Origin of the sequence: Arthrobacter sp. YD4 (genome assembly GCF_030410515.1) — a bacterium.
GTDB lineage: Bacteria > Actinomycetota > Actinomycetes > Actinomycetales > Micrococcaceae > Arthrobacter.
The window spans coordinates 184,186-207,084 of the sequence record NZ_JAUHHD010000006.1 but is presented as its reverse complement, the minus strand read 5'-3'; the positions used below and the strand labels follow the sequence as shown (position 1 = coordinate 207,084).

The window sequence follows — 22,899 nt, the reverse complement described above, 5'->3', positions numbered from 1 at the left end:
GGGTCCGACACAGAGCGGGTTCAACGGCGAACGGGAGCGGGACATGCGCGGCATCATTGGGGATCTGACGGCGGCCCTGGGGGCGGACAAGGTCGTGACGGAGGATCCTGCGCTCGCCGCCTATGCCGTGGACCAGGCCCCCGTGCTGGACTATCAGTTGCCGCAGGCCGTGGTCTGCGCCGTGTCGGTCGAGGACGTGCAGGCCGTGGTCCGGGCCTGCGCCGCCCGCCGGGTTCCGCTCGTGGCCCGCGGCGCCGGCACCGGCGTCTCCGGCGGAGCCCACGCCAGCGAGGGCTGCGTGGTCCTCAGCCTGGAGAAGATGAACCGCATCCTGGACCTCAACCCGGATGACGAAACCGCCGTCGTCGAACCCGGCGTCGTCAACGCGGACCTCAACGCGGCCGCCGCCGTCCACGGCCTTATGTACGCGCCGGACCCGGCCAGCTACCGCAGCTCCACGATCGGCGGCAACGTCGCCACCAACGCCGGGGGCCTGCGCTGCGCCAAGTACGGGGTAACGCGGGACTCGGTGCTGGCCCTCGACGTCGTCCTGGCCGACGGCACCCTGATCCACACCGGACACCAGACCTTCAAGGGCGTGGCCGGCTACGACCTGACCGGTCTGTTCGTCGGCTCCGAGGGGACCCTCGGGATCGTCGTCGGGATCACCGTCCGGCTCAAATACCTGCCGCGCGAGAAGCACACCATCGCCGCCTTCTACCCGGATTTCCGCAGCGCCGCGGCCGGAGTACTGGCCGTGGGGAAGGCCCGGGTGCAGCCGGCCATCATGGAACTGCTGGACAGCGGCACCCTCGCCCAGCTCGACGCCATACACGGCTCGACCCTCTCGGCCCGGGGCGCCTCGCTGCTGCTGCTCCAGACGGACGGCTTTGGCGCCGCCGCCGAGGCCGCCGCCATCCGGCCGCTGCTGGCCGCCGGCGGCGCGGTGGTGACCATGGAGGCGGACGCGGAAGCCGAGGCTCTGGTGGAGCTACGCCGGCACAGCCGCGGCGCCGAGGTCGACGACGAATACCGGGTGGGCGAGGACGTCGCCGTCCCGCGCTCCCGCCTGGTGGACTACGTGGCCGAACTCGATGCGATGGCGGCCCGGCACGAGGTCCAGCTCAAAGTGGTGGCGCACGCCGGAGACGGCAACCTCCACCCCACGTTCTGGGTGGACCGGGACGGCGACGGCGTGGACCCCGGCGCGATGGAACGCCTGGGCGCCGCCCTGGACGAGTCGGTGACCGTGGCCCTCGCGATGGGCGGCACCATCACCGGCGAGCACGGAGTGGGCCAGTACAAGCTGCGCTGGCTGGGCCTGGAGCAGAAGGAACCGGTCCGGCAGTTGCAGTACCGGATCAAGGAACTCTTCGACCCGGCCGGGATCCTGAACCCGGGCAAGGCCATCTAGCCCGGCTGTGCTGCAACCGGCCTAGTCGTCCGCGTCCGGGTACTCGTCTTCCTCGGTCTCATCGCCGTCGTAGCGGGACTCCTCGGTCTCGACCTCCAGGATCTTGAGCAGCTCGGTGTCCGGGTTCAGCATGATCGCGGCCTCGTCGCGCCGGTGCCGCAGTTCGGAGTCGATGTAGGACTGCACGGCCTCGGCCAGCGGGATGTGCCGGTTTTCCTTCTCGGACATGTACCAGCGGTGCTCCAGAATCTCGTGCACGGCCTCCGCCGGTTCCAGCTTGCCGGACAGGTCGCGGGGGATGGCGCGGACGATCGGCTCGAAGATCTGGCTGACCCACAGGTGGGCGCTGTACTCCTCGTCCATGCCGGGGTTGTTGTCCGCCCGGAAGGAGTCCATGTCGTTCAGCAGCCGGCGGGCCTGGTTTTCCTGGGCGTCCAGGCCGGTGAGCCGCAGCAGCCGGCGCTGGTGGTGGCCGGCGTCGACCACCTTGGGCTGAAGCTGGATGGTGGAACCGTTCTGGGTGGTCTTGATCGCGTATTCCTCGACGTCGAAGCCGAGTTCGTTGAGCCGCCGGATGCGGGCGGCCACCCGCCAGCGCTCGCCGACCTCGAAGGATTCCTTCTCCGTCAGCTCGGTCCAGAGCCGGCGGTAGCTCTCCATGATCAGCTCGCTGGTGGCCACGGGGTCCACCTTCTCCTCGATCAGCCCGCCGTCGAGCAGGTCCATCAGTTCCCCGGCAATGTTGACCCGTGCGATTTCCAGGTCGTACTCGCGCTGGCCGGTGGACAGGTCCGGGTACAGCTCGCCGGTCTCGGCGTCCACCAGGTAAGCGGCGAAGGCGCCGGCGTCGCGGCGGAACAGGGTGTTCGAGAGGGACACATCGCCCCAGTAGAAGCCGATCAGGTGCAGGCGGACCAGCAGCAGGGCCTGCGCGTCGATCAGGCGGGTAAGGGTGTCCTTGCGCAGCATCTGCGAGAACAGGGCGCGGTAGGGCATGGAGAACTTCAGGTGACGGGTCACCAGCACGGGGTTCAGGGGCTTGCCGTCCGGGGTGGTGCGGCCGGTGATGACCGCCACCGGCTCCACGCACGGGACATCCAGCCGGGCCAGCTTGCGGAGCATGTGGTACTCGTGCCGGGCGATGTGCTCGGAGGTTTCCTTGATGGCGATGACCGAGCCGCCCAGGTGCGCGAACCGGACGATGTGCCGGGAGATGCCGCGGGGGAGTGCGGCCAGGTATTCTGCGGGCCAGTCCTCGAGGGCGATGTGCCAGGGCAGGTCCAGCAGCTCCGGCTCGGTGGCGGCCGCGGTGATGCTCAGCGAGCTGGAGATCGCCTTGTCGTCATTGGCGCTCGCGGGCACGTACCGGGGCAGCTTGCCGATCTGGCCGTAGTCAGTGGGTTCGTCGTGCCACTGGGCACCGTTGTCCTCGCTCATGCGGTTCTCCTCGGTCATGGGGCAATTCTCCCGCACCCGGCGGCGGCGCGCCTAACCACGGGGCGGTTAACGGCCGACGGCGGCCCTCCCGCAGGAGGACCGCCGTCGGATAAGACTGCGTTAGTCGCCGAGGCGCTCGCCGGTCTTGGTGTCGAACAGGTGCACGTGGCCGGACTGCGGGCGGACCCAGATGGTCTCCCCCTTCATCGGCGGGCGGCGGCCGTCGACGCGGGCCACGATGTCGTGGTCCTTGCCGTCGAGCGTGGTGTGGCCGTAGACGTAGGCGTCGGCGCCGAGTTCCTCGACGACGTCGACCTCAACCTGCAGGCCCTCGCCCTGGCTGGCGGTCTCCAGGTCCTCGGGTCGGCTGCCCAGCGTGACGGTGGAGCCGGAGGCGTCCTCGAGGACATCGCGCGGCACCGGGTAGACGGTTCCACCGAACTGCACGCCGCCGTCGACAACGGGCAGTTCCAGCAGGTTCATGGCGGGGGAGCCGATGAAGCCGGCGACGAAGACGTTTTTCGGCTTGTCGTAGAGGTTGCGCGGGGTGTCCACCTGCATCAGCAGGCCGTCCTTGAGCACGGCGACGCGGTCGCCCATGGTCATGGCCTCGACCTGGTCGTGGGTGACGTAGACGGTGGTGACGCCCAGGCGGCGGGTCAGCGACGCGATCTGGGTGCGGGTCTGGACGCGGAGTTTGGCGTCGAGGTTGGAGAGCGGCTCGTCCATCAGGAAGACCTGCGGGTTACGGACGATCGCGCGGCCCATGGCGACGCGCTGGCGCTGACCGCCGGAGAGGGCCTTCGGCTTGCGGTCCAGGTACGGCTCGAGGTCCAGCAGCTTGGCGGCTTCGCGGACACGCTCGGCCCGCTCTTCCTTGCTGACGCCGGCGATCTTGAGGGCGAAGCCCATGTTGTCCGCGACGGTCATGTGCGGGTACAGGGCGTAGTTCTGGAACACCATCGCGATGTCGCGGTCCTTGGGCGGCATATCGGTGACGTCGCGGTCACCGATCAGGATGCGGCCGGAGTTGACGTCTTCCAGGCCTGCGAGCATGCGCAGGGAGGTGGACTTGCCGCAGCCCGAGGGGCCGACGAGAACCAGGAACTCGCCGTCGGCGATTTCGATGTTCAGCTTGTCGACCGCGGGCTTTTCGGTGCCCGGGTAGAGCCGCGTTGCGTTGTCAAAAGTAACTGTTGCCACAGTTTTCAATCCCTTCACCGGCAGGTACGTGCCGGACGATCCGTTGTGAATGGTCTTTTTATTCAGTTGTGAGTCTTGCGCCTGCTCCCCGGCCGAAGCCGAGGAGCAGCCAGCGACGCCGCACGGTAGCTGTGCGCCACATCACATACAGAGTATGTCAGATGGATCGCGAATGGGGGAAAAGGTTACGGATGTCACTGGTGATCCCTGCCACCCGTGGCCGTGCGGCGCTGTGTAGGCTGTGCGCATGACGGCCCTCCAGATCTACGTGAGTTTCCCCGGTACCGCGCGCGAGGCGCTCGGGTTCTACGCCGATGTCTTCGGCGGTGACCTGGCCTTGTTCACCTACGAGCAGTTCAACCGCACCGACGGTCCGGCCGATGCGATCGCCCACGGTGAGTTGAGGGGTGACGTGCGCCTGGCCGGCTCCGACGCGGCCGAGGGCGAAGCCACCGTCCGGTGCGAGGGGCTGATGCTCTCGCTGCTGGGGACGGCCGAGCCCAAGGTCCTGCACGCGTGGTTTGACCGGCTGGCAGACGGCGGACGCGTCATCGACCCGCTGGGACCGAAGCCCTGGGGCGCGTCCGACGGCCAGGTGGTGGACCGGCACGGACTGCACTGGCTGATCGGCTACGAACCCGAGTCCTGAGCCCGGTCGCAGCCGCAGCCCTCAGCGGTCAGCTGCCGACGGCGGCCTTCCGCTCGCGCAGCAGTGCCTCCAGCAGTTCGGACACGTGCGGCGGGGCTTCCACCCGGAACTCCGCCTGGGTGAAGTCCAGGCCCACCTTCACTCCCAGGTCACCGGAGACCAGGCTGCGCAGGGCGTCCTCGTCCGTGGTGTCGTCCCCGGCGAAGACCACCGCTGTCGCGCCCGTGGCCTGCCGAAGGAAGGACACCGCCTCGCCCTTGGAGGCGTGGACCACGGAGGTCTCCAGGACCCGGTTGCCGGTCTTCAGGTAAACCCCGGCGCGGTCCTTCAGGGCGGACTTCGCCGCGGCCACGGCGTCCTCGGCCACGTCGTTAGCGGCCAGGCGGGTGTGGAGCACGACGCCGGCCGGCTTCTCCTCGAGCAGGGTGCCGGGTGCCACGTGGACGATCTCCTCCAGGACGGCCCGCACGTCGGCCAGGAGCCGGCGCTGGTCCTCGTCGAGCTGAAGCTCGGCCGAGCCCGGTCCCATCCAGATCTCGGCGCCGTGGCTGCCGATCAGCAGGGTCTTCTCCGGCGGGGACGCGACCGAGCGCAGGCTGTCCAGTGCCCGGCCGGAGATCAGCGCCGTCGTGGTCCGCGGCAGTTCGGCCAGGGCGGCAAACGCCGCGGCCGAGCGGGGGAGGGCGCGGGAGTCCTCCGCGTGATCCACCAGCGGGGCCATGGTGCCGTCAAAGTCCATGGCCACCAGCAGCTCCTCGGTGCCGGCGATACGCCGCACCGCCGCGAGCAGTTCGGGGGACAGGGAGAGCTTGGCGTCGGGCTCAGGAGTCATCACGCACCACCTTTTCCTGCAGGGCGCGGAGGAAGTCCGCGGACCAGAGATCGACGTCGTTGGTCAGGATCTGCTTGCGCATGGCCCGCATCCGGCGGGCAGCCTCGGCGGGCTCCATGTTCACGGCCCGCATGATGGTGTCCTTGAGCCCGTCGATGTCGTGCGGATTCATCAGCAGGGCCTGCTTGAGTTGGTCCGCGGCGCCGGCGAACTCGCTGAGCACCAGCGCGCCGTCGTTGTTCGTGCGGGCCGTGACGTACTCCTTGGCAACCAGGTTCATGCCGTCGCGGAGGGCGGTGACCAGCATGACGTCTGCGGCCAGATAGAGCGCCACCATCTCCTCGATGGGGTAGCTGTGGTGCAGGTAGCGGACGGCGGTGTTCTGCATGGTGTCGTAGGTGCCGTTGATGTGGCCTACCGTGCCCTCGACCTCTTCGCGCAGCAGTCGGTACTGCTCCACGCGCTCGCGGCTGGGGCTGGCCACCTGGATCAGGGACGCGTCCTCCACCGTGACCTTGCCGTCCTCGAGGAGTTCCTCGTAGGCCTTGAGCCGGTGCCGGATCCCCTTGGTGTAGTCCAGCCGGTCCACGCCCAAAAGGATGGTCTTGGGGTTGCCGAGGTCGCGGCGGATCTGCTTGGCCCGCTCGATGACTTCCGGCTTTTGCGCCAGCTCGCTGATCTGCTTCACGTCAATGGAGATGGGGAAGGCCTGGGCCCGGGCGATGTGGGTGGTCTGGCCGTCGGCGCCCTTGACGTGCACCTGCTGCTGCTTGACGCTGGCGCCGAGGAAGCGGCGGGCGGAGCGCATGAAGTTCCCGGCGTCGCTGCTGCGCTGGAAGCCGATCAGGTCCGCGCCCAGCAGGCCGTCGATGATCGCGCGGCGCCAAGGCAGCTGGGCGAAGATCTCCGGAGGCGGGAACGGGATGTGGTTGAAGAAGCCGATCTTCAGGTCCGGTCGTTGCTCGCGAAGCATCCGGGGGACCAGCTGCAGCTGGTAGTCCTGGACCCAGACCGTGGCGCCCTCGGCGGCGTGCCGGATGACGGCGTCGGCGAACCGCTTGTTGACCTTCCGGTACGTGTCCCACCAGGCGCGGTGGAACTCCGGCGGAGCGATCACGTCGTGGTAGAGCGGCCACAGGGTCGCGTTGGAGAAGCCCTCGTAGTACAGCTCCACGTCGCGGGTGCTCAGCTGCACTGGGATCAGGTCGATGCCGCCGTGGCTGAAGGGTTCGAGGTGCTCGTCCGGGGCGCCGTGCCAGCCCACCCAGGCACCGTCGGTCTTGGTCATCATCGGCGCCAGTGCCGTGACCAGGCCTCCGGGGGATCGGCGCCAGCCGTCCTCGCAGCCGGGCTCGTCGGGGGAGCAACGGTCCACCGGCATGCGGTTGGACACCACCATGAAGTCGAAACGGTCGACGTCGTCCGTTCCGCCCTGGTGCCCCGCGGCCTTGCCCTCGGTTCCCGCGTCGGTGCCATGCTCTTGGTGCTTCTCGGCGCGGTGCTCTGCGCTTTCGGTTGCTTGCATTCGTGCTCCCTGGGGTCGCTTGTGGCTTGTGTTCACCCTATCGGGGCGGAATCTTCCGGGCTATTCGTCCGTTGGGCACACGGGAAGAAAGTTGAAAGCGCAAGCTCCCCAGCTTTCTCACCTAAAATGATGACCGTGCCACCCGCTGGCGCAGTCCAGGCCGATCGACACGAGGAACCAATGAGCCCCGCAAACGAACCCCGTCAGTCCAAAGCTGAGCGCACCGCCGCGGCCCGCGAGAAGGCCCGTGAGATCCGTGAGGCCCAGCTCAAGAAGGACAAGCGCAACAAACTGCTCATTGGCTGGGGCATCGTCGCCGCCGTTGTCGCCATCATCGTGGTGGTGGCCCTCGTGGTGACCTCCAATATCAAGAACAATGCCCCCGTAGCTGACTCCGGGCCCGCGCCCGCCAACGGCAACGTCCACGGCGGCGTGACCCTGCTGGCCAACACGGAGGTGGCGAAGACTGACGCCGCCACGGTCAAGCTCTCCGATGTTCCCGCAGCCCCGGCCACCCCGCCGGCAGACCTGAAGGCCCCCGGCGCCGATGCCGAGGCCGGCAAGCCCGTCAAGGTTGTCCTCTACATCGACTTCATCTGCCCGGTCTGCAAGAACTTCGAGGCGCAGTACAACGACACCCTGACCAAGCTGCGCAACGACGGCAAGATCACCGTCGAATACCGTCCGCTGGGCTTCCTGGACACCCGCTCCACCACCAACTACTCCTCCCGCGCCGCCGCCGCGGCGGCCTGCGTGGTGAACGAGTCGCCGGAGAAGTACGCGGCCTTCGTGGACGCCCTGTTCGCCAAGCAGCCCGCCGAGGGCAGCGCCGGCCTCTCCGACAACGAGCTGAAGAAGCTGGCCACCGACACCGGTGCGCAGAACATCGACAAGTGCGTGGATGACAAGACCTACCGCCCGTACGTGAAGTACACGACCCAGGAAGCCGCGGCCATCGGGGTCACCGGCACGCCGACGGTCTTCGTCGAGGGTAAGCAGTGGGGCAAGGGCGACAGCGCCAACACCCCGTTCGACCAGTACCTGCAGGCAGCGGTGGACGCCAAGAAGTAAGCGCCACGTCCGCTGGTGCGGCCCGGTCCCGGAGTTCTCCGGGGCCGGGCCGCTTTCGTGTGGCGGAGGATTTTTTACCGCCGGGCATCGGTGGGCTACCCTTATCTAGCCGTTGTCCTCGCGCGCTTTCCGCCGGATACGACCGCGGCGGATTGCCTCCTTAGCTCAGTTGGCCAGAGCACCGCTCTTGTAAAGCGGGGGTCGTCGGTTCGAATCCGACAGGGGGCCCAGTGATACCCCTCCGTTCCGGTGCTTGTGCCCGGGTGGAGGGGTTTTCTTTTTAGTCGGACTCAGGGCCCGGTGATCCGGATGCCGGCCAGGGCGCCGGTCCACGGGCCGGTGGGATTTTTTCGGGTCAGCCCGACCCTGATATAGCCCGGCAGGAGGCTCACCGTCCGGGACACAGGCGCCGTGCAGTCCACGACGATGGACGTTGGGCCGGTCGGGGTTTGGTCCTGGAAGATGATGACCTGCGAGGCGTCGACCCCGACGCAGGCGGCCGTGACCTGGTAGTCGCCCGCGGTCCTGACCCGTCCCGCCTTCTGGAAGCCGACGCCGTTGCCGTCCGCCGGTCCTGAATCTGCGAGCACGACGGGTCCCGTCGCCCCCGCGAGCAGCCCCTCCAGTGCGGCCTCGTTGCGCTGCTGCGCGGCCAGGACATCAGGTGGTGGGCCGGCCGGGATGGTGCGGCCCGGCCTGGGGGTAACCGCCGACGTCGGTGTGGCAGGTGGCCGCCCGCCGTCGTCGTCCTCGTAGGTGCAGCCGGCCAGCGATCCGGCCGCCAGGCACAGCAACACTGCCCCGCTCAGCACGGCACCGGTCCGGATGGTCCTCGTTCCCCCACGACGTGACATGGGGTCGAGTCTAACCGCTAGGCACCGGGGGAGGGCTGCCGCGGGGACACTTCCTGGGCCCGCTCGTAGAACCACTCGATGTGCTCGCGCAGCAGCCGGGCCGCGCGCTCGCCGTCCTGGTCCCTGACGGCGTCGTAGATCCCGTGGTGCTGGGCCCGCAGGACCGCGAGGACCTCCGGCCAGGACTCCATTGCGTCCATGGCACCCTTGACGTAGTCGACGATCGCGCCGCTGAGCGACTCCATCATGGTGGCGACCAGAGTGTTGCCGGCCAAAGAGCTGAGCGCGACGTGGAACCGGGCATCGAGTTCGTGGAAGGTGGGCCGGTCCAGCTCCGGATCATCCATGGCCGCCAGGAGTTGGGCCGCCTGCTCCAGGCCCGCATCGCCCTCGTCGCGGGGCCGGGTGGCGGCGGCCTGCGCGGACCAGGTCTCCAGAAGAATGCGGGTCTGCACGATATCCTCCACCGGCAGCCGGTTGCTGGCCACATGCAGCCGCAGGGCCGAGGACAGGCCGGCCGACGGGTTGGAAATGACGATCGCGCCGGAGGTGGGGCCGGACCCGACCGAGCTGCGCAGCACGCCCATCGCGTCCAGGATGCGGATGGCCTCCCGCACCGAGGCGCGGGAGATCCCGTAGTTCTCGGCGAGCGTGCGCTCCCCGGGCAGCCGGTCGCCGAGCTTGATCTTCCCGGAACGCAGGTCCGCCTCGATGTCCTGCAGCAGCGCGTCGTAGGTACGACGGCGGGGTGCGGCGTCGGCAGCGGTCACGGATGGTTCCCTTCGATGGCGGATGCTGGCGTGGGTGGCCGGTAGCCCAGGGCGGCGCTGGCTTCACGGGCGGCGCCGGCCACCATGGGGCCCAGCCGCGGGACGTCCGCCGCACTGACCCGCTGGGTCGGGAAGCCGACGCCGAGGACTGCCGCGAGCTGCCCGTCGTACCGGAAGACGGGGGCGCTGATGGACCCGACGTCGCTGTTCCGTTCGCCGAACGCGGCGAAGTAGCCCTGCTCGCGGGCCAGTTCCGCCTGCGCGTCAAGCTCTTTCCAGCTGACCGGCGTGATGTCGGTGAACCGGGTCAGTTCGGTGTCCTTGAGGGCCTCCCGCGCTCCCGGGTCGAAGGCCAGAAAGATCTTGCCGGGTGCGCCGGCGTGGATCGGCATCACCTGGCCCACCAGGAAGGGCCGCATCACCACGTGCCGGGTTTCGGCCACGGCCACCACGGTGCGGTACTGCCCGTCCCGCATGTAGACGCACGCCGTCTCACCGCTGTCGTCGCGGAGTTGCTGGATGATCGGGTGCAGCAGCCGGACCACGTCCAGGCCCAGGGTGCCCGGCGCGGCCCACTGGACCAGCCGCAGGCCGATCCGGTAGCGGTCGCCGTCGCGGTCCAGGAATCCCTCGCGCACCATGTTCTGCACCAGCCGCTGGCAGGTGCTCGCCGGCAGGCCGGTGGCCCGGGCAATCTGCTGCAGCGTCGGTTCCGGCGCATCGATCGAGAAGCAATTCAGGATGTCGCTGACCTTGCCCAGCACAAGGATGGGGGTCGTCCGGTCACCCTGCTCTTTTGCCGCCGCGTTGCCAGCTGCCACCTGCCACCGTCTTTCTCTACGGGTGTCCATCATAGCCAGCGGGTCCCGGTGTCCTGACGGATTACGCGCCCCGCGATCGTCGGCTAAACCTCCGAGTTTCCATTGACAGCATTAGGCTAAACCCGCAATATGGGTTGCGAAACCATATTGTGGGTTTTGCGCATAGGGTGAAAGGGCCAGGAGCCCGCGAGTACCCGGCAACGCCTCCATCCAAGCAAGGGCATTGGGCCCAGCCGCGTCATAACAACGGAGTGATGATGACAGTTCAGGCAGTAACCCGAGAGCAGGCCGCACGGCGGGCAACCGTCGCCAGCGTCGTGGGCACCACCATCGAGTGGTACGACTTCTTCCTCTACGGGACGGCGGCGGCGCTGGTCTTCCCGCAGCTCTTCTTCCCGGGACAGTCGGCCTTCGCCGGCGTCCTGGCCGCCTTCGGCACCCAGTTCGTCGGCTTCGTGGCCCGCCCCGTCGGCGCCGCCATCTTCGGCCACTACGGCGACCGGATCGGCCGCAAGACCACCCTCATGGTCACCCTCTTCCTGATGGCCTTCGGCACCGTGCTGATCGGCTTCCTCCCCACCTTCCAGGCCATCGGCGTCGCCGCCCCCATCCTGCTGACCCTGCTGCGGATCATCCAGGGCATCGGCGTCGGCGGCGAATGGGGCGGCTCCGTGCTGCTCAGCATGGAATGGGGCCACCAGCAGCGCCGCGGCTTCTCCGCCAGCTGGCCGCAGATCGGCGTGCCGCTGGGCCTGGTGCTCTCGACCGGCGTCGTCCGCATCACCTCCGGCATCACCGGCACCGAGGGCTTCGCGAGCTTCGGCTGGCGCATCCCGTTCATCATCAGCATCCTGCTGATCGGCGTCGGCCTCTTCGTCCGGATGCGCGTGATCGAGAGCCCCGAGTTCGAAGCCATCCGCAAGTCCAACAAGGTGATCCGCAACCCGCTGATCGAGGTCATCAAGCGCCAGCCCAAGGAAATCCTGCTCTCGGCCCTGGTCCGCATGTCCGAGCAGGCACCGTTCTACCTCTTCATCACGTTCGTGATCACCTACGCCGTCAAGCACCTGCAGCTCAACAGCAACTCGATCCTGGACGACACCCTGATCGCCGCCGCGCTGGGCCTGGTGAGCGTGCCGTTGTTCGGCCGGCTCTCGGACCGCTTCGGCCGGCGCAGGGTCTACGGCGTGGGCATCGTGCTGACCGCGCTCTTCGCCTTTCCCTACTTCGCCCTGCTGGACACCCGGGAACCCTTCATTGTGGGCGTCGCGATCGTGGTCAGCCTGATCCTGCACGACATCCAGTACGGCCCGCAGGCTGCGCTGATAGCGGAGAGCTTCGACGCCGACATCCGCTACACCGGCGCCGGGCTGGGCTACCAGCTGGCCAGCGTGGTGGCGGGCGGCCCCGCGCCGTTGATCGCCGCGGCCCTCCTGGCCCAGTACGGGAACTCGACGGCGATCGCCCTGTACATCATTGCCTGCTGCGCCGTCGCGATGCTGGCCCTGATTTTCCTGCCCAAGGCCGGCCACCGCTTCCCGGCCACCGCCGCCACCAAGACGGAAGCCACCGTATGAGCCTGACAGACACCGCACCCCGCCAAGAGGCAACGAACGACGCCGGGGCGGCAGCCCCGCAGACGTCAGGCCCGCAGACAGGGGCCGGGCCGGAGACCACGGAAGCCGCCGGACCGCTGAAGGACCTGGTGGTCCTGGACCTGAGCCGGATTCTCTCCGGCCCGTTCGCCACCATGACCCTCGCGGACCTCGGCGCGGACGTCATCAAGATCGAGCAGCCCGGCGCCGGCGATGACACCCGCCAGTGGGGCCCTCCGTTCCAAGGCGAGGAGGCCGCGTACTTCCTCTCCGTGAACCGGAACAAGCGCAGCCTCGCCGTCGACCTGAAGTCCCCTGAGGGACTCGAGGTGGTCCGGGAACTCGCCCGCCGCGCCGACATCGTGGTGGAGAACTTCCGCCCCGGCACCGTCGCCCGCCTGGGCCTGGGCTACGAGGAGCTCTCCAAGGACAACCCCGGCCTGGTCTACGCCTCCATCAGCGGCTACGGCCAGACCGGCCCGGACGCGCTCCGGCCCGGCTACGACGCGATCGCCCAGGCCCGCAGCGGGATCATGAGCGTCACCGGGGAGACCGACGGCCCGCCCGTTCGGGTGGGCGTCAGCAGCGCGGACCTGGTCGCCGGGATGTGGGCCACCATCGGCGTCCTGGCCGCCCTGCATGAGAAGCAGCGCACCGGGCAGGGCCAGTGGGTGGACATCAGCCTGCTCGACGGGTCCGTCTCCTGGCTGACCTACGTCTCCAGTGGCTACTTCGCCAGCGGAGAGGTTCCGCGCCGCTACGGCTCTGCACACCCCACGATCGCCCCGTATCAGGCGTTCCCCTCTGCGGACGGCTTCGTCATGGTCGCCGTCGGCAACGACGGGCTGTGGCGGCGCTTCGCGGACGCCCTCGGCGACGCGGCGCTCGCCGGGGATCCGCGGTACGCGAGCAATCCGTCCCGCGTAGCCCACCGGGAGGAACTCATTCCCGCGATCGAGGCCATCATGCGGACCCGCACCACGGAAGACTGGGTGCGCACCCTGGACGAGGCGGGCGTTCCGGTAGGGCCGATCCAGACTGTGGACCAGGCACTCGCCGATCCCCAGGTGCTGGCCCGGGGCATGGTGGCCGAACTGGACCACCCGACCGCCGGACCCATGAAGGTGGTGGGCTGCCCGGTGCGGCTGACCCGGACGCCCGCCTCGGTGCGGACCGCCCCGCCCGTCCTGGGCCAGGACACGGACCAGGTGCTGGCGTCGCTGGGCCTGGACGCGGACCGGATCCACGCCCTGCACAGCAGCGGCGCGGTGCAGTGACGGCCGCGGTGGGGCACGCCCCGGGAGTCCGGCTGGATATCGACGACGACGGCGTCGCCCACCTGGAGGTGGGCACCGGCGAACGCTTCAACGCCCTCGACTCGGACCAGTGGCGGGCGCTCGCGGCCGAGGCCCGGGTGCTCGCCGCGGACCCCGCCGTCCGTGCCGTGGTGATTCGGGGTGCCGGCGGGACCTTCTGCTCCGGCTCCGATCTGCGGGAGTGGCAGGACGCCAGCGGGGACCAGGTGACCGGCGCCTTCGGTGCCATCGAGGAAGCGCTGCAGGCCGTGGAGGCCATCCCGGTGCCGACGGTGGCCCTGGTGCAGGGCGTCGCCACCGGCGCGGGCTGCCAGCTGGCCCTCGCCTGCGACCTGCAGGTCCTGGAGGAGACCGCGCGGATCGGTATGCCGATCGCCCGGCTGGGGATGCTCATTCCGCCCACCTTTGCCAACCGGATGTCCCTCCGGATCGGTCCGTCCAGGACCAAGGATCTGCTCTTCGGCGGCCGGATTTACTCCGCCGCTGAGGCCCACGCGATGGGACTCGTCAGCACCCTGGCGGGCCCGGGCCGCGGTCCCGCGGTGGCGGCGGCGCTGACGGAACAGTGGTCCGGCCTGTCGCTGGCCTCGCTGCGGGCGTCCAAGGCGGCGGTTAACCAGGGACTGGCCCCGGTGGAACAGCCGGCCAAGGCGTTGCCGCTGGGTCCGGCCGCGGATCCGGTGGAATTCCGGGCACGGGTCAACCGGTTCCTGCACCGCAACCGCCGTCCGGCAGCTTCCTAGGGGCGCGTCCTAGGGTCGCGGGGGAGTTCCCCGGGGGACCGCCAGTAGGGGTCCAACCGGCCCTTGACCGGAACCGGGGGCCCGGGGAGGGTGGCCGTATGAACGAACACCAGCCCCACGCCGCCCCGGAGATCACCGTCAGCGACCGGCAGGAGCAGCCCACCGCGGTCATCCACGAAACCGTGCCGATGGCGGACCTGCGGGATTTCTTCGACCGGGCATACCGTTCCGTCATGACCGCCGTCCAGCAACAGAACGTCCAGCTGGCCGGCCCGCCGTTCGCGCTGTACCGGGGGACACCCACCGACGTCGTTGACGTCGAAGCCGGCTTCCCCCTGGCCGGCCCCTACCCGGGAGGGGGCGACGGCGCCGTCGTCGCCGGGACCCTTCCCGGCGGCCGGGCGCTGGAGGCCACGCACGTTGGCCCGTATGAAACCCTCCCGCAAACCTACGGAGCCGTCATGGCAAAGATGCAGGCGGACGGTCTCACCCCTGGGGAGGCCATGTGGGAGTACTACCTCACCGACCCCGCCGCGGAGCCGGACCCCGCCACCTGGAAAACGCTGGTGGTCTGGCCGGTCGCCTGAGCCGTGCAACAGCACCATAAAAACTGACATCTTCCGCGCCATCACGGGGATTTTTTGCCCCGGATGTCGCCTTGCGCACACTATTCTTCAACTTCTGCGATGATGCCCTAAACTGCTTCACTGAGGTGCCTGAAATGGCGCTATGCAGCAACGAAAGTGAATCCCGTTATGGCTACCGATTACGACGCCCCACGCAAGACAGAAGAAGAATCTCCCGCTGAATCGCTGGAGGCCCTTCAGGCGTCCCGTGGCGGCGGCGCCCAGACTGCTGTTATCGATGTCGACGAGAACGACACCGCCGAGGGCATCGACCTTCCCGGAGCCGATCTTTCCGGCGTAGAACTGACCGTGATCGTCGTTCCCGAACAGTCCGACGAGTTCACCTGCTCCTCCTGCTTCCTGGTCCGTCACCGGTCCCAGGTCGCCAAGGAAAAGAACGGCCTGAAGTACTGCCGCGACTGCGAGGGCTAAACAGCCTTCCCGTCGGGCCGGCACCACGGCCCGTACCAGTTTTTACCGCCTGAGCGCCCGGCGCCGACTCCCTCGGGGAGCGGCGCCGGGCGCTTTTGTGTACTGCATTCCTATATTGGCGTTACCTGCGGTTGATGACGGGTCACGGTTGATGGACCGCCGGACCTTGGGCCCTCCCCGTTCGGCGACAGCGGGCCTACGCTGGAAGAATCCGGGAAAAGCATGAAATCCGGGTGGCCCGAGGGGTGGCAGTGATGACTCGAATCCGTTCACGGAAACCTGCAGGCTGGCTGATGGCCCTGCTGCTCGCGGCCGGGTTGCTGTTGGCGGCTCCCGGGGCCGCCGTCGCAGCGCCGTACTGCGGGCAGGTCTGGGGCTCGCTGGCCAAATCGGATCCGGCGATGGGCCGGGCTCCGGTGACGAACGTCCGGACCGGCCAGCATTACTGTTACGACCGGCTGGTGGTTGACCTCAGGGGGCCTGCAGGCGGGTACACCGTGCGGTACGTTCCGCAGGTGGCGCAGGAGGGTTCCGGGATGCCGGTACCGCTGCGCGGCCAGGCGTTCCTGCAGATCACGGTAAATTCACCGGCCTACGACGACGCCGGGCAGGCCACGTATTCGCCGGCCAACAAGAACGAACTGACTGATGTCACCGGATACCGGACGTTCCGCCAGGTCGCCTGGGCGGGCAGTTTCGAGGGGTACAGCACCCTGGGGCTCGGGGTGCGGGCCAGGTTGCCGTTCCGGGTGTTCACGCTGCCGGGTCCGGACGCCGGTTCACGGCTGGTGATCGACGTCGGGCACTACTGGTAGGCGCTAAGCCGGGCCGGTTACAGCTTTTAGGCGGCGCCGAGGACTGCCCGGAGCGGATACTCCCTGCCGTCCAGCACCAGCTGGGTGCACTTGCGGGCGGTCTCGTTCAGCACGATCGGCGCCATCAGGTTCACGGTGGTGCACTCGGGGGAGTGGTTGACCACCACGAGCAGGCGGGGCGACTCCCCGTCGGAGAGCTCAAGGGCCTCCAGCGCGGGGCGCGGCAGGCGGGGGCTGTAGTCGGGGACGAACACGGCGGCGTCCGCCAGGAACAGCCGCACGGGCGCGGACTCCGATTCGAGGGCGAAGAGTCCGGGGGCGCTGTCGATGCTGCGGAGCGCGAAGTCGTGGACCGCTTCCAGCCCCGGCATGGGGGCGGTGAAGGTCACGGGGGTGCTGCTCAGGACGGAGTTCATCGCAGGAAGTCCATCAGCGTGGGCTGCAGGACCCGCGCCGTGGCGGCCAGGGCCACCTGGTAGTTGGTTTCCTGCAGCTTCAGGTCCATGATCACGCTGCCGAGGTCAGCTTTTTCAATCCCGGTCCGCTGGGCGTCCAAGGAAGCCTCCATTCCTGTGTTGACGGTGCCGGCGCGGTCCAGTTGCGCCTGGCGCGCTCCGACGTCGGCGCGTCCGTTGACGATTTTCTTGTAGGCGTCGTCGATCTCGCTCACGCGCGGCATGGTGTCGGCGCCGTTGCGCAGGTCCGTCGCCAGTTTATTGACGGTATCGAAGACCGAGCCGGTACCGCTGCCGAAGATCGTGCCGCCGTCGGCGTCCACCCGCACGGTCTGCGTCTCGCTGATGCGCCGTTCCACCGGGCTGGTCCCGGCGGCGACGAACGTCGGCGGCATTGCGCCGTCGAAGGGCGCTGCCTTGTCTGAATTGCCCGCGAAGATGTTGCGGCCGAGGTGTTTGGAGTTGGCAACGTTGATGAGGTCCTGGTTCAGCGAGTCCAGTTCATTGGCAATCGCGTCCTTGCCGGACTGCGGCAGCGTGCCGTTGCCGGCCTGGACGGTGAGGTCCTTGATCCGCTGCATCACGTTGCTGGCCTGCTGCAGGGCGGAGTCGGCCGCCGATAACCAGGTATTGCCGTCGTCGATGTTCCGGCCGTACTGGGCATTCGCGGCCTGCAACGCCCTTGTTTCCAGTGCCTGCGCGGTGGCGGCTGGGTCGTCCGAGGGGCGCGAGATTTTGTTGAGCGTGCTCGCCTTGTCCTGCAGGTCGGCCAGCTTGGACTGCTGCGTCTGCAGGGTCCGCTGCGCCGCCGCGGTCATGGTCAGGTTTGTAACGCGGTTAAGCATGGTTCTACCTTCCTACCAGGCCAGTGCGGTTGATCAGGACATCCAAGGCCTCGTCGACGGCGGTCATGACGCGTGCCGCCGCTTGGTAGGCGTGCTGGTTGGTGAGCAGGTTGACGTTTTCTTCGTCCAGGCTGACGGAGGTCTGGGATGCCCGGCCCGTCACCGCGGAGGCTTGGGTTGCGGCGGCGAGGTCCTCGCGTTGCTGGGCTCCCCGGGATTGCACCCCGATGCCGGTGACGATGCCGGACCAGAGCTTATCCGGGGACGTGGAGCCGGTGCCCAGCTGGGCCATGGCGTCGGCGACACTGGTGTCGAACGCGCCGGCGCCTGACTTGCCGAGGGCCACTGCAGAGGTGGAGATCGGTCCCTTGATACCGAGCGCGGCCGAGGGGCCGGTGACGGTGAAGTAGTCCGTGCCCGTGGTGCCGCTTCCCGTGGTGCCGGTCTGGTGGACAGCGTTGACGGCTGTGGCTAAAGCGCTAGCAAACCCGTTGTAGGAGGCGGCTGCCTCCGCGATTGCGCCTCCGTTGCCGCCGGCCGCCGGGGCAAGGACCGAAAGCGCTCCGGCGATTTCCCCACCATCGGTTGAGGCGACGCCATCAGGGTTTTTCCAGAGCAGCTGCACGGGCGCGCCGAGGGCGTCCGTGGACTGCCCGGACAACGCCAGGGTACGGACGGAGGTGCCCATGACCAGAGCGTTCCCACCGATGTGGACATCCACGGTGCCGTCCGGCTGCTCCCGGACGGTGCCGCCGGCCAGGCGGGCGATGGTCTCGGTGAGCTTTGCGCGGGCGTCGATCAGTTCGTTGGCTGTGCCGCCGGCGGCGACCGTTGAGCGGATGGTCGCGTTGTAGGCCGCGACCTGGCTGGCGGCGGCATTGACGGCATCCACGGCGTCTGAGGCCTTGGCGCGGACGCTGCTCCACTGAGCCTGCAGGGCCTGGTAGCCGGTCGAAATTTTGTCAGTGAGCGAGTTGGCGGCAGTCAGCAGCAGGCCCTTGGGCCCGTCGTCGTCCGGCTGCCTTGCAGCTCCCTGCCAGGCGGCCCAAAAACCCTGCAGGGCTGTGGAGATGCCATTGTCTCCGGGCTCCTGGAGCACGCCCTCAATTCCCTGGAGTGCGGCGGAGCGGGTGCTGGCGTAACCGGCCTGTGCGCTGGCGGAGCGGACGCTGGCGTCCAGGGTGGTGTTGCCGAGCCTGGCGATGGAGTCGACGGAGACCCCCTGGCCCACCTCCGGGCGGCCCGAGCCGTTGAGGCCCTGGGCGGGAGCGGCGATGGCGGACTGCTCGACCCGCTGCCGGGTGTAGCCATCGGTCGCGGCGTTGGCGATGTTCTGGCCAGCAACCGTCATGGCCTGCTGTGCGGCAGTCAGCCCGCGATAGGCGGTATTCAGGGCGCCGAAGGTACTCATGGTCGCGTCCTTAGAATCGCTGGTCGAAGATGCGTGAGCCGGCGGAGTCTCCGGTTTTCCCTTGGGCGTCGTAGGTGCCGGCCGCGGCCGGTCGCAGATCCGCCAGGGACTCCTGGGTGGAGCGGACCGCAGAGCGCAGGTACTGCTCGTTGGCGTCCCGGAGTTCCTTGATGAGGGACGTCTGTCGGGTGAGCGCGGTCAGGTGGGCCGTCAGCACCTCGGCCCAGGCGCCCTCCGGCGCGGCCGCTGCCAATTCGCTGAGCGTTGCGTCCGTCGGAAGCCCCCAAGTTTCTGCGACGACGGCGGCCTCGATGGTCCGGGCCAGGCTCGCCTCGGACAGGTGTCCGAGCACCTGCTCGACTTCCTTGGTGCCGTGCGGCAGCCAGCGTGATTTGCCGGACGTCAGGAGCAATTGCTCCTCTTCGAGTTTAAAAGTCAGTACGTCCAGGAGTTCACGCTCCCGCCAAAGCAAGGCAGAAAGTTCGTGGATGGCCATGATCCGGACGGCTCCCTCAGTGGTGTCGATGATGCGCGGGTGAAGCGGTACCTACTGCGGCCGTGTGCAGCGTGCGGACGGTGCGGACCGCAGCAGGGTTCGTACAAACTATCGGCAGGGTTTCCGCAGGTGTTAGCAGGAATAAGGCTGATAACTGCCGGGACGTCGCCGGAGGATGTGGGTAAAAAAGAATTTTCGATTTCTCCTTACCTGTCTTCCCTCTATGGCGATAACTACTCCTGAAGGCCCACGGATGGGCCGTCGCTTACAGTCCCAACTCACGGAGGAAATACCATGGGCTTCGTTATCAACAACAACCTCGCGGCGAACAACTCGTACCGCAACCTCAACGCCACCCAGAACGACCTCTCCAAGTCCTTGGAGAAGCTGTCCACCGGCCTGCGCATCAACCGCGCCGGCGATGACGCGGCAGGTCTGTCCATCTCCGAGGGCCTGAAGGCCCAGGTCACCGGTTCGGCCCAGGCTGCCCGCAACGCTCAGGACGGCATCTCGGTCATCCAGACCACCGAAGGCGCCCTGACCGAGGTTCACTCCATCCTGCAGCGCATGCGTGACCTTGCTGTCCAGGGTGCGAACGACACCAACAACGCCGACGCCCGCAAGGCGATCAAGGCCGAAGGTGACTCGTTGGGTCAGGAACTGGACCGCCTCACCAAGGCGACTAACTTCAACGGTATCGACCTGCTCAAGGGCGGCTCTTTGAACATCCAGGTCGGAACTGGCGGCACTGCCGGAACCGACAGCATCTCCGTCAAGCTCGGCGACGTCGCGACCGCTACCGGCGGGCTGTCCGACGCCGCGGGTACCGGCGCAGCCGACTTCGTCGTCGACACCAGCGCCAACGCCCAGGGCTCGATTGTCAAGATCGACGCAGCAATTGCGGCGGTTTCGAAGTCCCGGGCTGATCTGGGCGCGTCCCAGAACCGCCTCGAGCACACTGTCAAGTCCCTGAACGTTGCCGGTGAGAACCTGCAGGCCGCTCAGTCCCGCATCGCCGACGTCGACATGGCGTCGGAAATGGTCAAGTTCACCAAGGCGAACATCCTGTCCCAGGCAGGCACCGCCATGCTGGCGCAGGCCAACCAGTCCAGCCAGGGCGTTCTTTCCCTCCTGCGCTAGGCCTGATCCGGCGGGCTTCTAGTTCATAGGCGCCTTCCACCTGGTCGGACGAAGAGACACCCCCGATCACCGCGAAAGGGCCGGATGATGGCAAAACCATCGTCCGGCCCTTACGTGCAACACCATTACTCCAAAAAATAAGCGATAAAGACGAACTTCTTCAGCAAGGAGAGGCAGCGATGGGAATTTCCCTCGACGGACTGGCCAGCGGACTGGACACCACCGCCCTGATCAGCTCCATCATGCAGACCGAGGCGCTGCCCCAGACCCTGCTCAAGAACAAGTCCTACGACGTCCAAAACATGGTGTCGGCCCTTCAGGGGCTGAACAACAAGGTCGCCGCCCTGGCCACGCAGGCCACTGCCGCCGCCAAGCCTGCAGCTTTGGACCTGTATAGCGCAACCACGACCAGCCCCAACGTCACGGCGACGACGTCGAGCGGCGCGAAGCCCGGCTCCCTCGACTTCCAGGTCACCCAGCTCGCCCAGACCCAGGTCACGGTGACGCCCATGGTGAACGGGGTGACCGGTTGGCCCTACACCACCCTGACGATCAACACCGGCGGGGCGAACTACACCGTCACGCCGGCCTCCAACAGCCTGGATGACGTCGTCAGCGCGGTCAACGCCTCCGGCTCGGGTATCACTGCAAGCAAGGTCGACGTTGGCGGCGGAAACTTCCGCCTCCAGTTCACCGCGGCGAAGTCCGGCGCCGCCGGCGCCTTCACCATCACCGATGCGGGCACGACGTATACGGACGTCAAGAAGGCCCAGGACGCGCAGGTGACCCTCTGGCCCGGCTCGGCCGTCGCGCAGACCGTGACCTCCTCGACGAACACGTTCACCAACCTGCTCCCCGGCGTGACCATCACGGCCAAGGACGTCACCACCGGAACCGCAACGCTGACGGTGGCCAGCGACAATGCAGGCATCACCAAGATGGCCTCGGACCTGGTGGACGGTGTCAACGGAATTTTTTCCTACGTAGCCAGCCGGACGGCCGTCAGCACGAGTACCACGACCACGGGCACGACGACCTCGGCCGGCGTCTTCTCCGGCGACAGCACGGTCCGTTCCGTGAATCAGGACATTCTGTCGGCGGCCTCGTTGCCCGTCGGCACGCCGCCGAAATCGCCGTCGGATATGGGCATCAGCATCACCAAGACCGGCACGATGGAATTCGACGCGACCAAGTTCGGTGCGGCCTTGGCCGCCGACCCGGCAGGCACGAAGGCCAAGGTGCAGGAAATCGCCGGGCGGATCGCGGCGGCGGCCACGGCTGCCTCGGATCCCTACACCGGCTCCCTGACCACCACCATCAAGGGCCAGCAGTCCGAGGTCAGTGACTTGGCGAGCCAGATCAGCGACTGGGACACCCGGCTCGCGGACCGCCAAGCGACGCTCAAGAGCACCTACTCGGCCCTTGAAGTGGCCATGAGTAACATGAAGGCTCAACAGTCCTGGCTGTCCTCGCAGTTGGCAGGCCTCTCCACCGGAAGTTCCAAGTAATGACAAGCAACCCCCTCGGCGGCTTCGGTGCTGGCTACGGCACCAGCCAGCGCAACCAGTACCTGGAGGACTCCGTACTGTCTGCACCACCGGCCCGACTGCTGACCATGCTCTACGACCGTTTGCTGCTGGACCTTGGCCGCGCAGAGACTGCGCAGCAGGCCGCCAACTGGCAGGTCGCCTCCGAAAACCTGCTCCATGGCCAGTCCATCATCGCGGAATTGATTTCCTCCCTGAAGACCGACTCCTGGGACGGCGCGGATGGGCTGCTGGGGCTCTACAACTACGCCTTCACGGCCCTGGTCAACGCCAACATCCAGCGGAACCACGAGCTGACCCGGGAGGCGATCGACCTGCTGGAACCCTTGCGCCAGGCCTGGCACGAGGCGGCGGCAGCGATCCCCGCGGCACAGCCTGCCCGGACCGCGGCTGCGCCGTCGTCGTTCGCCGCCGCCGGTTCATGGGCTGCCTCATCAGGCTCCGGAAGCGGGAGCCTCGGCTTTGGCTGAACAAGATTCCTTGGGGGAGGGCAATCGCACCGGGCAGCCGGATGATCCCGCGGCTGCCGCGTGGCACCTGGTGCTGGATGTCCTGGAAATGGCCGTGACTGCCGCGGAGAGAACGCTTAATGATCCGCTCGGTCCGCTCTCGGCGCCGCTGCACCAGCCGGAGTCAGCGCTGCCCGTGCAACGCTGGAGCCCGCCGGTGCTCACCGGACCCCTGCCCCCCGAGGCCCGCCGCCGGGCCATGGCCCTCTCCGCCGCGCAGGATCGCGTGGCCAAACGCCTGGAAGCGGCCAAAAAGGACGTCTCCCGCCAGCTCCACGCCCTCAGCACCGTCCCGAGCCTGAGCTCCCCGTCGCGGGCCGTGTACCTCGACGTCCAGGGCTGATTTCCGCCGCTGGTCCCGGTCGTCGGCAGTCGGCAAAACCCTCCCGAAAA

The 22,899-nt window shown here is 67.9% G+C and carries 24 protein-coding genes and 1 tRNA gene; 14 read left to right on the top strand and 11 right to left on the bottom strand.

The features are described from left to right. The first annotated feature begins 43 nt into the window (after positions 1–43). On the top strand, positions 44–1,414 hold the full coding sequence (locus tag QWJ39_RS15575) for an FAD-linked oxidase C-terminal domain-containing protein (RefSeq protein ID WP_290258784.1): 1,371 nt from the start codon (positions 44–46) through the stop codon (positions 1,412–1,414). Positions 1,415–1,435: 21 nt separating this feature from the next. Here the strand turns inward: QWJ39_RS15575 and QWJ39_RS15570 are convergent, their stop codons facing one another. Together QWJ39_RS15570 and ugpC are read right to left on the bottom strand one after the other, a co-directional pair. Further along, the gene (locus tag QWJ39_RS15570) at positions 1,436–2,851 is read right to left on the bottom strand and encodes a DUF4032 domain-containing protein (protein ID WP_290258805.1); all 1,416 of its coding nucleotides are present in this window, start codon (positions 2,849–2,851) and stop codon (positions 1,436–1,438) included. 120 nt (positions 2,852–2,971) lie between these two features. Then, on the bottom strand, positions 2,972–4,054 hold the full coding sequence (gene ugpC / locus QWJ39_RS15565) for a sn-glycerol-3-phosphate ABC transporter ATP-binding protein UgpC (RefSeq protein ID WP_290258783.1): 1,083 nt from the start codon (positions 4,052–4,054) through the stop codon (positions 2,972–2,974). Positions 4,055–4,301: 247 nt separating this feature from the next. Here ugpC and QWJ39_RS15560 point away from each other — a divergent pair, with 247 nt between their 5' ends. Beyond that, complete coding sequence (locus tag QWJ39_RS15560; protein ID WP_290258782.1) at positions 4,302–4,703, top strand: VOC family protein; 402 nt, start codon at positions 4,302–4,304, stop codon at positions 4,701–4,703. A gap of 28 nt (positions 4,704–4,731) precedes the next feature. Here QWJ39_RS15560 and otsB read toward each other — a convergent pair whose 3' ends face one another. Continuing rightward, complete coding sequence (gene otsB, locus QWJ39_RS15555; protein ID WP_290258781.1) at positions 4,732–5,535, bottom strand: trehalose-phosphatase; 804 nt, start codon at positions 5,533–5,535, stop codon at positions 4,732–4,734. After that, positions 5,525–6,934 (bottom strand): trehalose-6-phosphate synthase, encoded by a 1,410-nt coding sequence (locus tag QWJ39_RS15550; protein WP_290258804.1) that lies wholly within the window; start codon positions 6,932–6,934, stop codon positions 5,525–5,527. The genes otsB and QWJ39_RS15550 overlap by 11 nt, the downstream gene beginning before the upstream one ends. Before the next feature lie 306 nt (positions 6,935–7,240). Here QWJ39_RS15550 and QWJ39_RS15545 point away from each other — a divergent pair, with 306 nt between their 5' ends. Both QWJ39_RS15545 and QWJ39_RS15540 read left to right on the top strand, forming a co-directional pair. Then, positions 7,241–8,131: a DsbA family protein gene (locus tag QWJ39_RS15545; protein ID WP_290258780.1), complete on the top strand. Its 891-nt coding sequence runs from the start codon at positions 7,241–7,243 to the stop codon at positions 8,129–8,131. A 154-nt stretch (positions 8,132–8,285) separates the two neighbouring features. Continuing rightward, positions 8,286–8,359, top strand: a tRNA-Thr gene (locus tag QWJ39_RS15540). Positions 8,360–8,421: 62 nt separating this feature from the next. Here QWJ39_RS15540 and QWJ39_RS15535 read toward each other — a convergent pair. The 3 genes from QWJ39_RS15535 to QWJ39_RS15525 are packed head-to-tail and all read right to left on the bottom strand — an operon-like array spanning position 8,422 to position 10,576. Further along, positions 8,422–8,985, bottom strand: a complete 564-nt coding sequence (locus QWJ39_RS15535; protein WP_290258779.1) for a hypothetical protein — start codon at positions 8,983–8,985, stop codon at positions 8,422–8,424. Between the two features lie 17 nt (positions 8,986–9,002). Then, positions 9,003–9,755 carry a FadR/GntR family transcriptional regulator gene (locus tag QWJ39_RS15530; protein ID WP_290258778.1) on the bottom strand — a complete coding sequence of 251 codons (753 nt, stop codon included), beginning with the start codon at positions 9,753–9,755 and terminating at the stop codon, positions 9,003–9,005. Next, a complete protein-coding gene (locus QWJ39_RS15525; protein ID WP_290258777.1) occupies positions 9,752–10,576 on the bottom strand; it encodes an IclR family transcriptional regulator in 825 nt (274 codons plus the stop codon). The genes QWJ39_RS15530 and QWJ39_RS15525 overlap by 4 nt, the downstream gene beginning before the upstream one ends. A 254-nt stretch (positions 10,577–10,830) precedes the next feature. Between QWJ39_RS15525 and QWJ39_RS15520 the strand changes: the two genes are divergently transcribed. From QWJ39_RS15520 to QWJ39_RS15495, 6 genes are all read left to right on the top strand, one after another. After that, the gene (locus tag QWJ39_RS15520; protein WP_290258776.1) at positions 10,831–12,153 is read left to right on the top strand and encodes an MFS transporter; all 1,323 of its coding nucleotides are present in this window, start codon (positions 10,831–10,833) and stop codon (positions 12,151–12,153) included. Further along, on the top strand, positions 12,150–13,448 hold the full coding sequence (locus tag QWJ39_RS15515; protein WP_290258775.1) for a CaiB/BaiF CoA-transferase family protein: 1,299 nt from the start codon (positions 12,150–12,152) through the stop codon (positions 13,446–13,448). The genes QWJ39_RS15520 and QWJ39_RS15515 overlap by 4 nt, the downstream gene beginning before the upstream one ends. After that, entirely contained in the window at positions 13,445–14,230 is a 786-nt protein-coding gene (locus tag QWJ39_RS15510) for an enoyl-CoA hydratase/isomerase family protein (RefSeq protein WP_290258774.1), read from the top strand. The genes QWJ39_RS15515 and QWJ39_RS15510 overlap by 4 nt, the downstream gene beginning before the upstream one ends. A 98-nt stretch (positions 14,231–14,328) precedes the next feature. Beyond that, a complete protein-coding gene (locus QWJ39_RS15505) occupies positions 14,329–14,817 on the top strand; it encodes a GyrI-like domain-containing protein (protein ID WP_290258773.1) in 489 nt (162 codons plus the stop codon). A gap of 168 nt (positions 14,818–14,985) precedes the next feature. After that, a complete protein-coding gene (locus QWJ39_RS15500; protein WP_290258772.1) occupies positions 14,986–15,288 on the top strand; it encodes a DUF4193 domain-containing protein in 303 nt (100 codons plus the stop codon). Positions 15,289–15,542: 254 nt separating this feature from the next. Continuing rightward, positions 15,543–16,103: a hypothetical protein gene (locus tag QWJ39_RS15495; protein ID WP_290258770.1), complete on the top strand. Its 561-nt coding sequence runs from the start codon at positions 15,543–15,545 to the stop codon at positions 16,101–16,103. A gap of 26 nt (positions 16,104–16,129) precedes the next feature. Here the strand turns inward: QWJ39_RS15495 and QWJ39_RS15490 are convergent, their stop codons facing one another. Genes QWJ39_RS15490 through QWJ39_RS15475 form a run of 4 tightly spaced genes read right to left on the bottom strand, consistent with a single transcriptional unit; the run spans position 16,130 to position 19,310 of the window. Further along, positions 16,130–16,519 carry a flagellar assembly protein FliW gene (locus QWJ39_RS15490; protein ID WP_290258769.1) on the bottom strand — a complete coding sequence of 130 codons (390 nt, stop codon included), beginning with the start codon at positions 16,517–16,519 and terminating at the stop codon, positions 16,130–16,132. Continuing rightward, complete coding sequence (gene flgL / locus QWJ39_RS15485) at positions 16,516–17,403, bottom strand: flagellar hook-associated protein FlgL (protein WP_290258768.1); 888 nt, start codon at positions 17,401–17,403, stop codon at positions 16,516–16,518. Before flgL ends, QWJ39_RS15490 begins: the two co-directional genes overlap by 4 nt. A gap of 4 nt (positions 17,404–17,407) precedes the next feature. Next, complete coding sequence (gene flgK / locus QWJ39_RS15480) at positions 17,408–18,814, bottom strand: flagellar hook-associated protein FlgK (protein ID WP_290258767.1); 1,407 nt, start codon at positions 18,812–18,814, stop codon at positions 17,408–17,410. 10 nt (positions 18,815–18,824) lie between these two features. After that, positions 18,825–19,310 (bottom strand): flagellar protein FlgN, encoded by a 486-nt coding sequence (locus tag QWJ39_RS15475; RefSeq protein WP_290258766.1) that lies wholly within the window; start codon positions 19,308–19,310, stop codon positions 18,825–18,827. A 294-nt stretch (positions 19,311–19,604) separates the two neighbouring features. On the opposite strand from QWJ39_RS15475, the gene QWJ39_RS15470 reads away from it, so the two are divergent. From QWJ39_RS15470 to QWJ39_RS15455, 4 genes are all read left to right on the top strand, one after another. Then, the gene (locus tag QWJ39_RS15470) at positions 19,605–20,450 is read left to right on the top strand and encodes a flagellin (RefSeq protein WP_290258765.1); all 846 of its coding nucleotides are present in this window, start codon (positions 19,605–19,607) and stop codon (positions 20,448–20,450) included. 179 nt (positions 20,451–20,629) lie between these two features. After that, on the top strand, positions 20,630–21,958 hold the full coding sequence (gene fliD, locus QWJ39_RS15465) for a flagellar filament capping protein FliD (RefSeq protein WP_290258764.1): 1,329 nt from the start codon (positions 20,630–20,632) through the stop codon (positions 21,956–21,958). After that, positions 21,958–22,467 carry a flagellar export chaperone FliS gene (gene fliS / locus QWJ39_RS15460; RefSeq protein WP_290258763.1) on the top strand — a complete coding sequence of 170 codons (510 nt, stop codon included), beginning with the start codon at positions 21,958–21,960 and terminating at the stop codon, positions 22,465–22,467. The genes fliD and fliS overlap by 1 nt, the downstream gene beginning before the upstream one ends. Before the next feature lie 10 nt (positions 22,468–22,477). Continuing rightward, a complete protein-coding gene (locus tag QWJ39_RS15455) occupies positions 22,478–22,849 on the top strand; it encodes a hypothetical protein (protein WP_290258762.1) in 372 nt (123 codons plus the stop codon). Positions 22,850–22,899: the final 50 nt, after the last annotated feature.

Excerpts from the sequence above, each read along its gene's own strand:
- QWJ39_RS15575 (WP_290258784.1), top strand. The coding sequence starts at position 44 with ATGCGCGGCATCATTGGGGATCTGACGGCGGCCCTGGGGGCGGACAAG.
- QWJ39_RS15570 (WP_290258805.1), bottom strand. The coding sequence starts at position 2,851 with ATGAGCGAGGACAACGGTGCCCAGTGGCACGACGAACCCACTGACTAC.
- QWJ39_RS15560 (WP_290258782.1), top strand. The coding sequence starts at position 4,302 with ATGACGGCCCTCCAGATCTACGTGAGTTTCCCCGGTACCGCGCGCGAG.
- otsB (WP_290258781.1), bottom strand. The coding sequence starts at position 5,535 with ATGACTCCTGAGCCCGACGCCAAGCTCTCCCTGTCCCCCGAACTGCTC.
- QWJ39_RS15550 (WP_290258804.1), bottom strand. The coding sequence starts at position 6,934 with ATGGTGGTGTCCAACCGCATGCCGGTGGACCGTTGCTCCCCCGACGAG.
- QWJ39_RS15545 (WP_290258780.1), top strand. The coding sequence starts at position 7,241 with ATGAGCCCCGCAAACGAACCCCGTCAGTCCAAAGCTGAGCGCACCGCC.
- QWJ39_RS15535 (WP_290258779.1), bottom strand. The coding sequence starts at position 8,985 with ATGTCACGTCGTGGGGGAACGAGGACCATCCGGACCGGTGCCGTGCTG.
- QWJ39_RS15520 (WP_290258776.1), top strand. The coding sequence starts at position 10,831 with ATGATGACAGTTCAGGCAGTAACCCGAGAGCAGGCCGCACGGCGGGCA.
- QWJ39_RS15515 (WP_290258775.1), top strand. The coding sequence starts at position 12,150 with ATGAGCCTGACAGACACCGCACCCCGCCAAGAGGCAACGAACGACGCC.
- QWJ39_RS15505 (WP_290258773.1), top strand. The coding sequence starts at position 14,329 with ATGAACGAACACCAGCCCCACGCCGCCCCGGAGATCACCGTCAGCGAC.
- QWJ39_RS15500 (WP_290258772.1), top strand. The coding sequence starts at position 14,986 with ATGGCTACCGATTACGACGCCCCACGCAAGACAGAAGAAGAATCTCCC.
- QWJ39_RS15495 (WP_290258770.1), top strand. The coding sequence starts at position 15,543 with ATGACTCGAATCCGTTCACGGAAACCTGCAGGCTGGCTGATGGCCCTG.
- QWJ39_RS15490 (WP_290258769.1), bottom strand. The coding sequence starts at position 16,519 with ATGAACTCCGTCCTGAGCAGCACCCCCGTGACCTTCACCGCCCCCATG.
- flgL (WP_290258768.1), bottom strand. The coding sequence starts at position 17,403 with ATGCTTAACCGCGTTACAAACCTGACCATGACCGCGGCGGCGCAGCGG.
- flgK (WP_290258767.1), bottom strand. The coding sequence starts at position 18,814 with ATGAGTACCTTCGGCGCCCTGAATACCGCCTATCGCGGGCTGACTGCC.
- QWJ39_RS15475 (WP_290258766.1), bottom strand. The coding sequence starts at position 19,310 with ATGGCCATCCACGAACTTTCTGCCTTGCTTTGGCGGGAGCGTGAACTC.
- QWJ39_RS15470 (WP_290258765.1), top strand. The coding sequence starts at position 19,605 with ATGGGCTTCGTTATCAACAACAACCTCGCGGCGAACAACTCGTACCGC.
- fliD (WP_290258764.1), top strand. The coding sequence starts at position 20,630 with ATGGGAATTTCCCTCGACGGACTGGCCAGCGGACTGGACACCACCGCC.
- fliS (WP_290258763.1), top strand. The coding sequence starts at position 21,958 with ATGACAAGCAACCCCCTCGGCGGCTTCGGTGCTGGCTACGGCACCAGC.